Below are 16185 nucleotides of genomic sequence, written 5' to 3' on the forward strand. Positions count from 1 at the left end.
TGCCACGGAAGGATAAAAATAAATATCCACCTTACCATTTTGAAGAATGTGATTTATATTTAATTAAATTATCATAAAAACGCATACTATATGTAGAATTAAAAAAATAGAAAGCACAATTTGTAGTGTGCGTGTAAATACTTAAAAAAATGGTTTGATATTATGACTGTTTTCATCTATAATATAGTTGTTTTCTTATTTTATGGAGGAGTAAGTCATGCGTAAGTTTTGGGAGAGTATTTATTGTCCAAATTATATAACTGGATATAATCCCTTTTTACTTAGACATATGAATAAAGCGATTGAAAAGTTAGTTTACGCTGTAAATAATAGAAAAAAGATTGTTATTTATGGTGTGTCTTCAGTAGATGGAATATGTTCTATTGCATCCTTAAGTTTAATTTTAATGTATTTAAATGCGGATGTTGAATATCTTATATATGAAGAGGAAGATGCTAAAAAATCTATAGATTGCAATAATATAAAAAATGATATTGATTTTTTAGGAGCTGATTTACTTATAACACTTGGAGTTGATTTGAAGTCGGAGAGTGAGGTAAAGCTTTGCAATGAGCTTGATATAGATCTAATTGTTTTACAAAATAAAAAGACAGTTAGAGAAAGAAGCTATGTCTATATAAATCCGAACCAAAAGGGGTGTCAGTACAGGTATAAGAACCTGTCTTTAAGTGCGTTAACTTTTAAGCTAATGCAAGCTATTGCAATCTACTATAATCTAAAGAGTATTAATAAATATTTAGATTTGATTTTAATAGGTGCACATTGGGCAAAAGTACCTCTTAAAGGTGAAAACGGAGTTATAATAAAAGAGGGCAAAAAGTTTTTAATTAATACTAATAACTATGGTTTAAGGGCTGTTATGGAGTTAAATAATATAGTAGAGTTGGATGATAATAGCATCGTTAAGATCATAGAACTTATTACTCCAGCAGGAAGCACTGTAGGAATGGTTAATAATGCACGTATTATACTTGAATTATTAATAACAAATGATAAGGATAGAGCTGAACAAATTTCTAAATACTTATATAACTTAAAAAAGCCTGAAGAGTAGTAAATAATTTACGCTTTGATAAAGTAGAATAGGCGATTTTTATATAAATAATATTTTTGGAGGAAGCAGTATGAATTTAAAAGATAGTATTAGAGTGGTAGAGGGTTTCCCAAAAGAAGGTATAAGCTTTAAAGATATCACTACTTTAATTGGTGATGGAGAAGCTTTAAAGTGCTCAATTGATAAAATTGTAGAACACTTAAAGGATAAAAACGTTGATTTAATAGTAGGACCAGAAGCTAGAGGCTTTATTTTTGGTGTTCCAGTAGCTTATGCTCTAGGTGTTGGGTTTGTGCCAGTAAGAAAGCCAGGAAAACTACCATGTGAAACAGTATCTGTTGACTATGGTTTAGAATACGGTAATGATACTTTAGAAATTCATAAAGATGCAATAAAAAAAGGTCAAAGGGTTGCAATAGTAGATGATCTTCTAGCTACAGGAGGAACTATTGAAGCAGTTGCTAAGCTAGTAGAAACTGTTGGTGCTGAAGTAGTAGCTTTAGATTTTGCTATTGAACTTACAGGTCTAAATGGAAGAGAAAAATTACAAGGATATGATGTAATGTCTCTAGTTGATTACGAGTTTTAATTTGTTGAAAAAGATAGGATAATAATATATAATAATATTTATTAAGAATGGCTGGTTAGTATAAACCAGCCATTGATTTTAGAAATAAATAGCTAGGGGAGAGTAAGCCTTATGATTGAGAGCTTAATAAAAAAGATTAATGACAATTGTATAAACGTTGATATAGATATAATAGAAAAAGCTTATAACTTTGCTAGTGAAGCTCATAAATCTCAAAAGAGAGAATCAGGTGAACCCTATATAATTCATCCTATTGATGTGGCAGAAATTCTTGCGGAGCTTGGTATGGATACAAATACTATTGCGGCAGGACTATTACATGATGTGTTAGAAGATACTGATTGTACTTATAAAGAAATGTCTGATATGTTTAATGAGGAAATTGCAAGTTTAGTAAATGGAGTAACTAAGCTTGGTAAAATAGAGTATAAAAGTAAACAAGAACAGCAAGCAGATAATGTTAGAAAAATGCTTTTAGCAATGGCTAAAGATATAAGGGTTATTATTATAAAACTTGCAGATAGATTACATAATATGAGAACTTTAAAGTTCATGTCTAAAGAAAAACAAAAGCTTAAAGCAAAAGAAACTCTAGATATATATGCACCTCTTGCCCATAGACTTGGTATGTCTAAGATTAAGTGGGAATTAGAAGACCTTTCTTTTAGATATTTACATGAAGAAGAATACTATGATTTAGTAAGACAAATTGCAGAAAAAAGAGTAGAGAGAGAAGCGTATATTTCTAGTATAATTGATGATTTATATAAGAATTTAGAGGAATCTGGAATAGATTCTGATATTGAAGGAAGACCAAAGCATTTTTATAGTATTTATAGAAAAATGGTTAATAAGAGTAAGACCATAGAACAAATTTTTGACTTAACAGCTATTAGAATTTTGGTAAATTCAGTAAAGGATTGTTATGGTGTTTTAGGTATAGTTCATACTATATATAAACCAATACCAGGAAGATTTAAGGATTATATAGCAATGCCTAAACCAAATATGTATCAATCTTTACATACAACTGTAATTGGACCACAAGGAAAAACATTTGAAATACAAATAAGAACTTTTGACATGCATAAAACTGCTGAATATGGTATTGCTGCTCACTGGAAGTACAAAGAAGGTGATGCAGGTGAAGATAAAGAAAAGGGCTTTGAGAAGAAGCTTGCTTGGCTTAGAGATATGCTTGAGTGGCAAAAGGAAACATCAGATGCTGAAGAATTTATGGAAGGATTTAAAATAGATCTTTTCTCTGATGAAATATTTGTATTTACTCCTAAAGGTGTGGTTATAAATTTAGCAAGTGGATCTACACCAATAGATTTTGCTTATAGAATACATACTGATGTTGGAAATAGATGCATAGGTGCAAAAGTTAATGGAAAAATTGTTCCTTTAGATTATAAGCTAAAGACTGGAGAGATAGTTGAAATAATTACATCTCAATCAGCCAAGGGACCTAATATGGATTGGCTTAATATAGCAAAGAGTAATCAAGCTAAAAGTAAAATAAAGTCTTGGCTTAAAAAGGCTAAAAAGGATGAAAATATAAATAAAGGTAAAGAACTTCTTGAAAAAGAATTAAGAAAACAAGGAGTTGTATTATCAGAAATCACTAAGGGTGATTCATATGAAAGACTTGCAAAAAGATATAATCTACATAATTCTGATGATATTTATGCTGCAGTTGGAGTAGGAAGCATATCTGCTTCTGCCTTTGTATCTAGATTAAAAGAAGAAAATTTAGGTGACAAAGTTAAGCAATCTGACGAAGAAATAGCTAAAAATATTGAGGAGCACATTGCAAAAAGTGATAGGGTTTCTAAGAATGAAAGTAGTTATGGAATTACAGTAAAAGGTGAAAGTAATCTTATGATTAGGTTTGCAAGGTGTTGCAATCCTGTACCAGGTGATGAAATACAAGGATATATTACAAAGGGCAGAGGAGTGTCCGTACATAGAACTGATTGTAGTAACTTAAAATCTTTAATTGACTATGACCCTAATAAAGTTGTAGATGTAAGTTGGGGAATGTCAAAGGGTGCTTCATATGTTGCAGAGGTTAGAGTTAAATCTGACGATAGAATGGGAGTATTATCTGATATTATGAAGGTAATAACAGATTCAGGGTTACATTTAAATGCTTTAAATGCCAATTCTGCTAAAGGAAATGAAGCTTTAATTAATATAAAGGTGAAAATAGATTCTGTAGAACAACTTAGGGAACTTATGAAAAAGATAAGAAGACTTAAAGGTGTTACAGATGTATTTAGAGTTAATAGTTAGGAGCGCTATATAATGAGAGCTGTTGTACAAAGAGTTAAAAAGTCAAGAGTTATTGTTGAAGGTAGATTAGTTGGAGAAATAAATAAAGGGTTTAATGTCCTTTTAGGAATATCTAAAGAGGATACAATAGAGGACTTGAAATATATAAAAGATAAAATTATTAACTTAAGAGTGTTTGAAGATGAAAATGATAAAATGAACCTTTCTCTTTTAGATATAAAGGGGGATATTCTTGCAATTTCTCAATTTACTCTTTATGGTGATTGTAGAAAAGGTAGAAGACCTAATTTTATGAATGCTATGGGTGGAGATGAGGCAAAAGCACTATATGAAGAATTCGTGAAAATGCTAAAAGAATCTGGCTTAAAGATAGAAACGGGAGAGTTTGGAGCTCATATGAATGTTGAAATTGAAAATGATGGGCCAGTGACAATTCTATTAGATAGCAAAAAAGAATTTTAAGGGAGGAATTTATAGTGATAATAAAAGCAATACCAGCTGGAATATATGATGCAAATTGTTATATAGTGATGGATGAAAAAACAAAGGATGCAGTAGTGTTAGATCCAGGTGGAGATGGAGAAATGCTAGAAAGAGCTATAAAAGATATGAAAGCAAATGTTAAGAGTATTCTTTTAACTCATGGGCATATGGATCATGTAGGTGGTGTAGAGTATTTATCAGATAAACTAAATGTTCCATTCTATATATCAAAAATAGATGAAGAATACATGGAGAAAGACAATTATGTATTTGGATCAATTAGAAATGCTAACGGATATTTAGAGGATGGCGATGAGTTATCTTTTGGAAGCTTAAATATAAAAGTAATAGCTACTCCAGGTCATACAAAGGGTGGCTTATGCTTCTTAATAGAGGATAAGCTATTTACAGGGGATACATTATTCCAAGGATCTATAGGAAGAACTGACTTTATAGGAGGAAGTTTTCCAGAGATTATAGATAGTATAAAGACTAAATTATTACCTCTTGGTGATGAAATAGAAGTATATCCAGGTCATGGACCTAAGTCATCTATAGGATATGAAAAAGGATACAATATGTATTTAAATGACTATGATAGTTTAATATAGGAGAAAAAATGGATATAAATATTAAATTAAACGATCTAAAATATAGATATGATGTTTATCAAATGTTTAATATATATTTCCCTCTAGACAAAATTAACTTTTCAGAGCTAGAGGGAGATTATCATGTTGAAATAACTGATTATAAGGTTAGTTTTTCTTATAATGATATAAATAGAGAAGACTATAAAAATGATAATGAATATTATAAGGAAACCATAAAGAAAGTAATATTTAAAGCTTTAAGGGATATTACTGGAGATGAATATCCTTGGGGAACCTTAGTTGGTATTAGACCATCTAAGATTGCTCTTAAACATTTAAGAGAAGGGAAAAGTGAAGAAGAGGTAAAAGAAATATTCTTTGAAAAGCATATAACTTCAGAAGAGAAAGCACAACTTTGCATAGATGTAGCTGAATTTGAAGATAAGTATGTAAATAAAGATCCTAAGAATATTGCTATTTATGTTGGAATGGCATTTTGTCCTACAAGATGTCTTTACTGTTCCTTTGCAGCTAATCCAATCGGTGGAAATAAGAAATTAGTTAATCCATACTTAGAGGCACTTACATATGAAATTGAAGAAATTAAGAAATATGTAGATGAAAAAGGATTAAGGATTGAATCTGTTTATTTTGGAGGAGGCACTCCAACAGCTGTAAATGATGAGGAATTTGAAAACTTAATGAATAAAATATATAATTCATTTGTAGAAAATAGAGAATTAAAAGAATTTACAGTAGAGTGTGGAAGACCAGATTCTATTACATTAAACAAACTTCAAACAATGAAAAAGTATGATGTAACAAGAATTAGTATCAATCCTCAGACTATGAATGATGAAACCCTAAAGTTAATAGGTAGGGGACATACTTCACAAGATGTAATAGATAAGTTCAAAATGGCTAGGGATCTTGGCTTTGAAGATATAAATATGGATATGATAATAGGACTACCAGGGGAGGGCCTTCAGGAGGCTAAGATTACAGCTAGAGAAATTAAAAAGCTTTCACCTGATAGCTTAACTATACATGGACTATCTCTTAAAAGAGGTTCAATAATGTATGAGAACTTTATTCTTAAAAAAGGCTTAGGTTTAAAAAGCCAAGAAGAGATAATGAAGATGTATGAAGAGAGTAAAAATCTTGCCAAGGAATTAGAATTAACCCCATATTATATGTATAGACAAAAAAATATGGTTGGAAATATGGAGAATTTGGGTTATTCTAAGAAGGGTAAAGAGTGTATCTATAACATCCAAATGATAGAGGATAAGCAAACAATTATAGCCTTAGGAGCAGATGCTGTTACTAAAGTTGTTTTCTTAGAAAATGATAGAATAGAAAGATTTGGCAATGTTAAAGATATTAAGGAATATGTAAATAGAATAAAAGAAATGGTAGATGGTAAGATTGCTTTACTAGATACTTTGTATAAATAAGGAGGATTAATATGGCAGAAATGCAAGCACCTAAGGGTACTAAAGATATGTTGCCTCAAGATGCATATAAGTGGCACTATGTAGAAAATACATTTAAAGATACAGCAAAAAACTTTGGCTTAAAAGAGATAAGAACTCCTATTTTTGAACATACAGAGCTTTTCTTAAGAGGAGTTGGAGATACAACTGATATAGTACAAAAGGAAATGTATACTTTTGAAGATAAAGGAAAGAGAAGTGTTACCTTAAAACCAGAAGGTACAGCACCTATAGTAAGAGCTTTTATAGAAAATAGACTATTTAATGAAGCTCAACCTACTAAGCTATACTATGTAATTCCTTGTTTTAGATATGAAAATGTTCAAAAGGGAAGACTTAGACAATTCCACCAATGTGGTGTTGAAGTATTTGGTTCTAAGGAACCATCAATGGATGCAGAAGTTATAGCATTTGCTATGGAAGTTTTAAAGAATCTTGGATTAAAAGGACTAAAGCTTAATATAAACAATTTAGGTTGTCCAAAGTGTAGACCTAATTACAATGAAGCTTTAAAGAACTTCTTAAAGGAAAACTATGATAATTTATGCCCTACATGTAAGGAAAGATTTGAAAAGAATCCTATGAGAATTTTAGATTGTAAGGAAAAGAAGTGTAAGGAAATTACTAAGAGTGCACCTATAATATTAGATTTTATGTGCGAAGAATGTGATACTCACTTTACTAAGGTAAAAGAGTACTTAGATTTATTAGGAATTCCATATGCAGTTGATCCAGGAATAGTTAGAGGATTAGATTATTACACTAAGACTATCTTTGAAATCTTAAATGATGACTTCACAGCTATAGGTGGAGGAAGATATGATAATATGATAGAAGAACTTGGTGGTCCTAGCATGCCAGCAGTTGGATTTGCAATGGGGATTGAAAGATTGATAATGGCTCTTGACAAGGAAGGTATAGAAATTCCAAGTAATGAGAGTTATGCTTTATATATAGGATCAAGAGGGGATGAAGCATATAAAGCTGGATTTAAGCTTGCTAATGATTTAAGAAGCAAAGGTGTAGCTGTTGAAATAAATCATATGGGTAGAAGTGTTAAAGCAGAAATGAAATATGCTAATAAAATTGGTGCTAAGTTTACTACAATCTTAGGTGATGATGAATTAGCTAACAATGTAATAAAGCTTAAGAGAATGATTGATGGTGAAATATTTGAAGTATCACTTGAAAATATAGATGAAATTGCAAACACACTTAAGTAAGAAAGGAATGACTTTAAAATGGGTGAATCTTTAGGCGGATTAAAGAGAACTATGTACTGTGGTGAACCTAGAGAAGAACATATAGGTAAAAAGATTACTCTTATGGGATGGGTTCAAAGAAATAGAAAGCTTGGAGGTCTTGAATTTATAGACTTAAGAGATAGAAGTGGAATAATGCAAGTTGTTTTTGGTGAAGAAATAAATGCTGAAGCTTTTGAAAAAGCTAAAGGTGTTAAGCCAGAATACTGTATAGCTGTAACAGGAGAAGTTGTTAAGAGACAATCTCCTAATGAAAACATGCCAACAGGTATGGTTGAATTAATGTGTGAAGAAATAAAGGTTCTTTCAGAATCTGAAACTCCACCAATATATATAAAAGAAGGATTGGATGCATCTGAACAAATTAGATTAAAGTATAGATACTTAGATTTAAGAAGACCAGATATGCAAAATATCTTTATGATAAGAAATAGAGCTACTAAGGCGGTAAGAGATTTCTTAGATAACAACGGATTCTTAGATGTAGAAACTCCAATGTTAACTAAGTCAACTCCAGAAGGAGCAAGAGACTACTTAGTACCATCTAGAAACTATCCAGGTATGTTCTATGCATTACCTCAATCACCACAAATATTTAAGCAATTATTAATGGTTTCTGGATTTGATAGATACTATCAAATAGTTAAGTGCTTCAGAGATGAAGATTTAAGAGCAAATAGACAACCAGAATTTACTCAAATAGATATGGAATTAAGCTTTGTTGAGCAAGATGATGTTATGGAATTAAATGAAAGACTTGTAGCTCATGTATTCAAAGAAGTTTTAGGTCATGAAGTTAAGCTTCCAATAGCTAGAATGACATTTAAAGATGCTATGGAAAAGTACGGTTCTGATAAGCCAGACTTAAGATTCGGTATGGAAATTACTGATTTAACAGAGGTTGTTAAGGATGTAGACTTTAAAGTATTCCAAAGTGCTATAGAAATTGGCGGTTCAGTTAGAGCTCTTTGCCTAAAGGGTGGAGCATCTATGGGAAGAAAAGATGTTGATAGATTAGGTGAATTTGTTAAGACTTACAAAGCTAAGGGATTAGCATACATTCAACTTAAGGAAGAAGGAATTAAATCTCCTATAGCTAAGTTCTTAAAGGAAGAAGAAATGAATGCTATCATTGAAAAGATGGGAGCAGAAACAGGAGATATAATTTTAATAGTTGGGGATAAAAACTCAGTAGTATTCCAAAGTCTTGGAGCATTAAGATTAGAACTTGCTAAGAAGTATGATTTAATTAAGGATAAGAATGAATTTAACTTCTGTTGGATTACTGAATTCCCATTATTCGAGTATGACGAAGAAGAAAATAGATATACAGCGTGTCACCATCCATTTACAGCACCAATGGATGAAGATTTAGATATGATAGAAACTAATCCAGGTGCAGTAAGATCTAAGGCATATGACTTAGTATTAAATGGTGAAGAATTAGGTGGAGGTTCTATAAGAATTCACAATATGGAACTTCAACAAAGAATGTTTAAAGCTTTAGGCTTCACAGAAGAATCTGCTTGGGAAAGATTTGGATTCTTATTAGAAGCATTTAAGTTTGGTCCACCACCACATGGAGGATTAGCATTTGGTCTAGATAGAATGATAATGTTCTTAGCTGGAACAGATAATATTAAAGATGTTATTGCATTCCCTAAGAATCAAAATGCTTATTGCTACTTAAGTGAAGCGCCAAATATAGCAGATGAAAAACAATTAGAAGAATTAGGTATTGCTATAACAGCTAAAAATGAAGAAGAATAATATTTTGTTTTAATTAAAAGAACTTTGCGAAAGCAAAGTTCTTTTTTGATGTCTAGGAAAGAATGACAATACGTACATTCTTAAAGAAAAATGTTATTAATTTCGAAACATGTTTTTAAAGTATATAAATTAATGAATATATAGAAAAAAATTATTATAATAATTTTAAATAGTGTAGACAAATTAAGTTAATTGTATAGCTAATTCGTAAGATATTCGAAGATAAGAAGTAATTCACCGAAAAATGTGTTGAATTCTTCTGAAATACTTTTAAAGCTATCATAACTTCCAATTGGAACAGATAAGGTAGAGGCTTTAGCTAATTTAGAATTTTTATTAGCTGTAAAGGAAATAATTTTAAATCCATGAGTATTAGCTTCTTCAACTAGTTCTACTAGTCTAGAGGTTTTTCCAGAACGTGATATAGCTATTATTAATAGATTATCCTTATTTTCTGGCGAAAGTAGTTGAAGATGTAGTGTATGTGCACAGCTATATCCTTTTAGAAATAAAGCTTCACTAATAAAATTGGATATTATATCTGAGAAACCCATGCCAGTTATAACAATTTGTTTATTCTTATATTCAGAAAGAATTGAATTAAAATCTTTCTTATAAGGTTTTACAGTATCATAAAGCTTTGAATATGCATTTTCATTATTATTTTCACTTTTATTATAAGTGTAGGATATGTAATGAATCATATCAGAATAACCTTCAAAACCTAGTTTTTTAACTAATTTATATACCATAGATGTTGAGGTATAGTTATCTGATGCAAGTTTTCTTATACCTATAGATTTTATTTCATCAATATTATCATAAAGATACTGAAGTAATTTTCTTTCTAATGTATCTAAGTTGTGTTTATGAGATAAAAGTTCAATATTCATTAAATCACCTCTAAGGTATTATACAATAAGCTAATTAATAATTAAAATAAAAAATAAACAAAGGAGAATGTACTATGAGCAACAAATTTACTCAAGACCCATGGGCAAGAACAAAAACTCGTAATGGGCTAAATGGAGATGAAGTTATATCAGCTCTACAAAAGTCTATTAGAAGAGGACTAGTTGAGGAGGCATGTAAGTTTGCATATGAAATGTATATTACATCACCTCAAATGGAAGACAAGCTATGGAGAAGACTATTAACAATAACTGTTGAAGATATTGGTATGGGAGATCCTAATGCAGCTATATTAGTAAATAATCTTAACCAAATGAGATTACAATTTGATTATGCAGATGGAGATAGACCAATATACTTTATTCATGCTATAAGATATCTTTGTGCATGTGAAAAGGATAGATCAAGCGATCTTCTTAAGAATATTGTAATCAAAGGATTTGCTATGGGTGAGGTTCCAGAAATACCTGACTATGCATTAGATAAGCATACAGTAAGAGGAGCTGAAATGGGAAGAGACTCATTCCATTTTTTAAATGAAGCAAGTAAGGTTATACCTCAAATGGAAGTAGACAATGATTACAAAGAACGTTACGGAAAGATATTAGAAACATATAAGCCAGAAGAAGCAGTTGAATCAGCATTTAAATTCAATGGATGGCAGTATTAAAATAGCATGGTAGGAGGAAGTGGGCTATGGAAGGAAATAAGTTTTTAGATAAATTAGATAGAGTTTTATCACCAATAGGAAGTAAGTTAGGAAATCAAAGACATTTAAAGGCAATATCTGCTGGTATGATGATGCCTTTAGCATTAATTGTTGTGGGAGCATTATTTTTAGTTATAGCAAACCCACCTATAAATCCAGATTTAGTTAATGCAGATACTGCAAATTTCTTTGTTAAGGGATTATTATCTTGGAAAGAATTCGCTGTTGAAAATTATGCTATGTTAACAGCACCATTTAATATGACAATGGGTATGTTTGGACTTATGAGTGCATTCTCAATTGCATACTCATTAGCTAATGAATATAAAATGAAAGCTTCTATTTCAGGATTAATCTCATTATCAGTATTTTTAATGATTTGTGCACCAGCTGTAGAAGGTGGAATTTCTACTCAATATCTAGGAGCAGATGGATTATTTGTAGCAATTATTATATCTGTACTATCTGTTGAAATATCAAGATTCCTAAAGGTTAAGGGGCTTGAGTTTAAGTTACCAGATTCAGTACCATCAGCTGTAACATCATTTATTAATTCAATATTACCTGTAGTAGCTAATATAGCAATCCTTTATGGATTAAATATTATATTAGTTTCAAGTTTAGATAAGAATTTACCAGATGCCATAATGGGTATTTTAACACCAGCTTTATCTGTAGTAGATAATTTATGGGGATTCATATTTCTAATAACTTTTTCTAACTTGTTATGGCTATTTGGAGTTAACGGAACTTCAATTATATTCCCTATAGTATTTTCATTAGGTATAGCTAACAGTGGACTAAATGCAGAATTAGTAGCGGCAGGACAAGCACCAACAAACCTTATGAACTTACAAATGTTTAGAATAGCTATCATGGGTGGAGCAGGTAATACAATAGGATTAATTATTCTTATGATGAAGAGTAGATCAACTCATTTAAAGACATTGGGAAGATTATCAATAGTACCTGGAATGTGCGGAATAAATGAACCAGTAATATTTGGTGGCCCAATTGTGTTTAACCCAATACTTGCAATTCCATTTTTAATTGCACCTATAGTGTCAGTATCACTTACATATTTTGTTCAAAGTATAGGGTTAATTACACCAGGATACATAGTTGACCCATCATTTACTCCTTTCTTTGCACAAGCTTATTTAAGCTCATTAGATTGGAGAAATGTAGTTTTCGTATTCTTATTAATACCAATATCAATGTTAATATACTATCCATTCTTTAAGATATTTGAAAAGAAGCAACTTAAGGAAGAAGGAATTAATTAAAAATGTAAAAAGATAAGTTCTTAAGAACTTAACAACTTAAGAAGTTATAGTAAAAATCAGGTGTTGAGTGGATTCTGGTAGGATGAATTCTAATTAGAAAGATATACAATAACTTTTAGTGAAATATATAAAAGAGCTATGGCTATTTTTTCTGATAATGCCATAGCTCCTTTTTTATTTTACAAGTACAAAAATATCTTTAAATGGTTGACGTGTTTTGATAGGTTGAGGATTTTTTCTGTAGCCTAAAGCAACCATTAAGGTTACATAAAATTTCTCCTCATCAAGTAAGTTTCTCTTTACTAAAATTTTGTTTACAGCATCTAAATCAAATCCACCAATAGGACATGAATCTATTTTTTCAAAAGCAGCAATAGTCATCAGATTTGCACAAGCTATATATGTTTGCTTTGTTGAATAGTCAAGAAGGTCCTCTTCTGTCTTAAGCTTACTTTCTTCAAAGCCCTTCATTATTTCCTTATATTTTTCGGAAACTTCCTCTGGCATATGATGAACATCCTTTAGAAGATAATTTATGAAATCTGAATTATATTTAATTTGGTTAGAAGTTCTACTTAGAGCAATAACTAAATGGCTACAGGATGGAACTTGCTTTTGTCCACCCCAAGAAACGGAGGCAAGTTCTTTTTTTAACTCTTCATTTTCTATAATTAAAAACTTCCATGGTTCAATTCCCATAGAGCTAGGAGAAAGACGTGCACTTTCTAATATAATATTAAGTTCATCTTCACTTATTTTCTTTGAAGGGTCAAATTCCTTGCAAGCGTGTCTGAAATTTAAGGCTTCTAATATTTCTTTCTTATCCATATAATAATCCTCCTATTATTGTATTTATAGTATTATTGTTTCAAAAATATCTTAACTAATTCGTAATTGTTAATAGAAAATTATAGGATATAATGTAACAAAAGAGTAGTTCGGGGTGTAAATTATATGGAGGGAAAAAAATATATAAAGGTTCTGAAAAAAATGATGGTTACATTTATATGTATATTGGTAATTGTTCTTTGTGGAGCCTTAGTAATAATAAATAACGTACAAGCAAAAGGTGAGAAGAGAATAGTTACAAAGGATGATATTCCAGAAAAAGTTGATGCAATTATAGTTCTTGGGGCTGGGGTTAGAGAAGATGGTACTCCTTCAGATATTTTAACTGATAGGTTATCAACAGCATTAGATGTTTTAAACTTGGGGGTAGAGGGAAAACTACTTCTTTCAGGAGATCATGGAAGAGAAGGATATAATGAAGTTGGAACTATGAAGGATTATATTTTAAAGAATTCAGATATAAAGGAGAAGGATATTTTTTTAGACCATGCAGGTTTTTCAACTTATGATAGTATTTATAGGGCTAAAGATATTTTTAAGGTTGAAAGTGCCATAATTGTGACTAATGAATATCATCTACCTAGAGCTTTATACTTATCAGAGAAGCTTGGCATAGATGCTTATGGATATACTTCAGATAAGAGAGAATACTATTATATGGATGCTTATAAGAAGAGAGAGAAGATTGCACAATTAAAAGATTTCTTGTTTGTAAATATATTGAAGCCTAAACCTAAATTCTTAGGAGATTCAATTCCAGTTAATACAAGTGATGGAAGAGATACAGAAGGATAAAAGAATAGTTTATAGAATATTAAAGTAAAAAGGTTTTGCAAAAAAGCAAAATCTTTTTTCACGTTTAGAGAACTTGAATAACAAAGAATAGTCTCTTATAGAAGATTAATGCAAGATAAAGTATAATAAAAATCAAGAGAAAAACTTCTGATCTTTTATTTTTAAAAATATATAAATATATAAATATAAGAACTTAAGAATAAATTATGGTATTCAGGTATAAAGATGGAGAGAAGTACATATGGGAGGACAAGATGATTAAGTTACGTCTTAAAGATATAAGTAAAGTTGTTAATAGATATGCAAAAGTTATTTCAAGTATTGTAAATATCGATGTTGAGATAGTTGATGAGAATTTAATTAGAATAGCTGGAACTGGATTATATAGTAATAAAGTTAATGAGAGTATAGATAAGGTTGGATATGTTTATAAGCATGCATTAGCTACAGGAGAAATTCAAATTATTAATAATCCAGGAGAAAATGAATTATGTAAAAACTGTGAGCAATGCGGAAATTGTATAGAAGAGATGGAGATATGTGTTCCAATAAAATATAAGGATGAGACATTTGGAATTATTGGATTAATTTGCAGTAGCTATGATCAAAAGAAGAGACTAGAAGGTAATTTAACTAATATGGTATCATTCTTAGAGCAAATTGGGGAGTTAATTGCAGCAAAAATAATTGAAGAGAATGAAGTTGAGTTAAGTCGGTTGAATCTAAGTTTCTTAAAACAAATATTGGATTCTGTTGATAATGGCGTAATACCCATAAAGAGAGATGGTACAATACAAAATATTAATTACTGTGGATTAAAAGAACTAAAACTGAGCCCAAGTGTAATAGGTAAAAATATAGAAATTACCGAGGTAGAGGAGTATTATCACGGAAATAGAACTTTTAAAATAAGAATTGAAGAAAAAGAATTTAATGTTGTTGGCAAGCTTATTCCCAATGTAGTTGGCATAGATGAATGTGATAAGATATTGATATTTAATAAGTTACATAAGTTACAAGAGGATGCCTTAAATATTTCTTTAGGGGATAATAAAACAAATACGAAGTCAATTTTAGGAGAATCAAAAGCAATAAAATCATTAAAAAATAAAGTTAAAAGAATAGCAGATTCAAAATCTACTGTATTAATAACTGGAGAAAGTGGAACAGGAAAAGAATTAGTGGCAAGAGCTATTCATTCAGAAAGCGATAGAAAAAATAAACCATTTATAGCAATTAACTGTGGAGCAATTCCTGAAACTCTTCTTGAAAGTGAATTGTTTGGATATGTTAAAGGTGCTTTTTCAGGGGCAAGTTCTAGTGGAAGAATAGGTAAGTTTGAGTTAGCAAATAAAGGTGTAATATTTTTAGATGAAATAGGAGACATGCCTTTATATCTCCAAGTAAAGTTATTGAGGGTATTGCAAGAAAGAGTAGTTGTTAGAATTGGGTCAAATCAATTACAACACTTGGATATAAGAGTTATAGCTGCAACTAATAAAAATCTAAAAGAACTTGTAAAGGAAGGAAAGTTCAGAGAGGATTTATATTATAGGCTTAATGTAATTCCTATAGAGGTACCTCCCCTTAGAGATAGGGAAGATGATATAGATATTATTACAAAGGGATTATTAAATAAATATAACCAAATTTATAATAAATATGTTCATACAATTGATGATGACGTGAGAAATATGATGCATAAATATAGTTGGCCAGGAAATATACGAGAATTAGAAAATGTTGTTGAGTTTATGGTAAGTCTTTCTAATGAAAGTGGAATAGTAAAGAGAAGTATGCTACCTAAATCCTTTGTTGATGCATATCAAGAAGAAAAGGATAAAAATAAATTTAGTTTTTTAGAGAATAATGAAATAAGAACATTAAAGGATATTGAAAAGCAGTATATAACTAAGGTTTTGGAGGAATATGGTTACGATACAGAAGGAAAGAAAAAAGCTGCAAAAAAATTAGGTATTGGACTAGCTACACTTTATAGAAAGCTAGATGATATGAAATGATTATCATTTTGAGAAAAAGTATAGATAATATTATCAAATTAGAAATA

Annotated in this window: 14 protein-coding genes; 12 read left to right on the forward strand and 2 right to left on the reverse strand. The window is 30.3% G+C overall.

Annotation, left to right across the window (positions count from 1 at the left end):
• Positions 1 to 217: 217 nt before the first annotated feature.
• The 8 genes from G594_RS0116980 to aspS all read left to right on the forward strand — a co-directional run bounded on the left by G594_RS0116980 (position 218) and on the right by aspS (position 9566).
• Positions 218 to 1075 carry a DHH family phosphoesterase gene (locus G594_RS0116980; protein ID WP_027099641.1) on the forward strand — a complete coding sequence of 286 codons (858 nt, stop codon included), beginning with the start codon at positions 218 to 220 and terminating at the stop codon, positions 1073 to 1075.
• 70 nt (positions 1076 to 1145) lie between these two features.
• Positions 1146 to 1664: an adenine phosphoribosyltransferase gene (locus tag G594_RS0116985; RefSeq protein ID WP_027099642.1), complete on the forward strand. Its 519-nt coding sequence runs from the start codon at positions 1146 to 1148 to the stop codon at positions 1662 to 1664.
• Between the two features lie 111 nt (positions 1665 to 1775).
• Entirely contained in the window at positions 1776 to 3962 is a 2187-nt protein-coding gene (locus tag G594_RS0116990) for a RelA/SpoT family protein (protein WP_027099643.1), read from the forward strand.
• A gap of 12 nt (positions 3963 to 3974) precedes the next feature.
• Positions 3975 to 4424, forward strand: coding sequence for a D-aminoacyl-tRNA deacylase (gene dtd, locus G594_RS0116995; protein WP_027099644.1), 450 nt, complete (start codon positions 3975 to 3977; stop codon positions 4422 to 4424).
• 14 nt (positions 4425 to 4438) lie between these two features.
• Complete coding sequence (locus G594_RS0117000; RefSeq protein ID WP_027099645.1) at positions 4439 to 5056, forward strand: MBL fold metallo-hydrolase; 618 nt, start codon at positions 4439 to 4441, stop codon at positions 5054 to 5056.
• Between the two features lie 8 nt (positions 5057 to 5064).
• The gene (locus G594_RS0117005; RefSeq protein ID WP_027099646.1) at positions 5065 to 6495 is read left to right on the forward strand and encodes a coproporphyrinogen III oxidase; all 1431 of its coding nucleotides are present in this window, start codon (positions 5065 to 5067) and stop codon (positions 6493 to 6495) included.
• Between the two features lie 11 nt (positions 6496 to 6506).
• Complete coding sequence (hisS, locus tag G594_RS0117010) at positions 6507 to 7757, forward strand: histidine--tRNA ligase (protein ID WP_027099647.1); 1251 nt, start codon at positions 6507 to 6509, stop codon at positions 7755 to 7757.
• An 18-nt stretch (positions 7758 to 7775) separates the two neighbouring features.
• A complete protein-coding gene (gene aspS / locus G594_RS0117015; protein ID WP_027099648.1) occupies positions 7776 to 9566 on the forward strand; it encodes an aspartate--tRNA ligase in 1791 nt (596 codons plus the stop codon).
• Positions 9567 to 9766: 200 nt separating this feature from the next.
• On the opposite strand, the gene G594_RS0117020 is transcribed toward aspS, so the two are convergent.
• Positions 9767 to 10459: a MurR/RpiR family transcriptional regulator gene (locus tag G594_RS0117020; protein WP_027099649.1), complete on the reverse strand. Its 693-nt coding sequence runs from the start codon at positions 10457 to 10459 to the stop codon at positions 9767 to 9769.
• A gap of 74 nt (positions 10460 to 10533) precedes the next feature.
• Here G594_RS0117020 and G594_RS0117025 point away from each other — a divergent pair, with 74 nt between their 5' ends.
• A complete protein-coding gene (locus G594_RS0117025) occupies positions 10534 to 11148 on the forward strand; it encodes an AAA family ATPase (RefSeq protein ID WP_027099650.1) in 615 nt (204 codons plus the stop codon).
• A gap of 26 nt (positions 11149 to 11174) precedes the next feature.
• Positions 11175 to 12473 (forward strand): PTS sugar transporter subunit IIC, encoded by a 1299-nt coding sequence (locus G594_RS0117030; RefSeq protein WP_027099651.1) that lies wholly within the window; start codon positions 11175 to 11177, stop codon positions 12471 to 12473.
• 174 nt (positions 12474 to 12647) lie between these two features.
• Here the strand turns inward: G594_RS0117030 and G594_RS0117035 are convergent, their stop codons facing one another.
• The gene (locus tag G594_RS0117035; protein ID WP_027099652.1) at positions 12648 to 13301 is read right to left on the reverse strand and encodes an NAD(P)H-dependent oxidoreductase; all 654 of its coding nucleotides are present in this window, start codon (positions 13299 to 13301) and stop codon (positions 12648 to 12650) included.
• 126 nt (positions 13302 to 13427) lie between these two features.
• Here G594_RS0117035 and G594_RS0117040 point away from each other — a divergent pair, with 126 nt between their 5' ends.
• Together G594_RS0117040 and G594_RS0117045 are read left to right on the forward strand one after the other, a co-directional pair.
• Complete coding sequence (locus G594_RS0117040; protein WP_081663753.1) at positions 13428 to 14117, forward strand: SanA/YdcF family protein; 690 nt, start codon at positions 13428 to 13430, stop codon at positions 14115 to 14117.
• A 254-nt stretch (positions 14118 to 14371) separates the two neighbouring features.
• Positions 14372 to 16138 carry a sigma-54-dependent Fis family transcriptional regulator gene (locus G594_RS0117045; RefSeq protein WP_027099654.1) on the forward strand — a complete coding sequence of 589 codons (1767 nt, stop codon included), beginning with the start codon at positions 14372 to 14374 and terminating at the stop codon, positions 16136 to 16138.
• The last annotated feature ends 47 nt before the right edge of the window (positions 16139 to 16185 follow it).

Origin of the sequence: Clostridium paraputrificum AGR2156 (assembly GCF_000424025.1) — a bacterium.
GTDB lineage: Bacteria > Bacillota > Clostridia > Clostridiales > Clostridiaceae > Clostridium > Clostridium paraputrificum.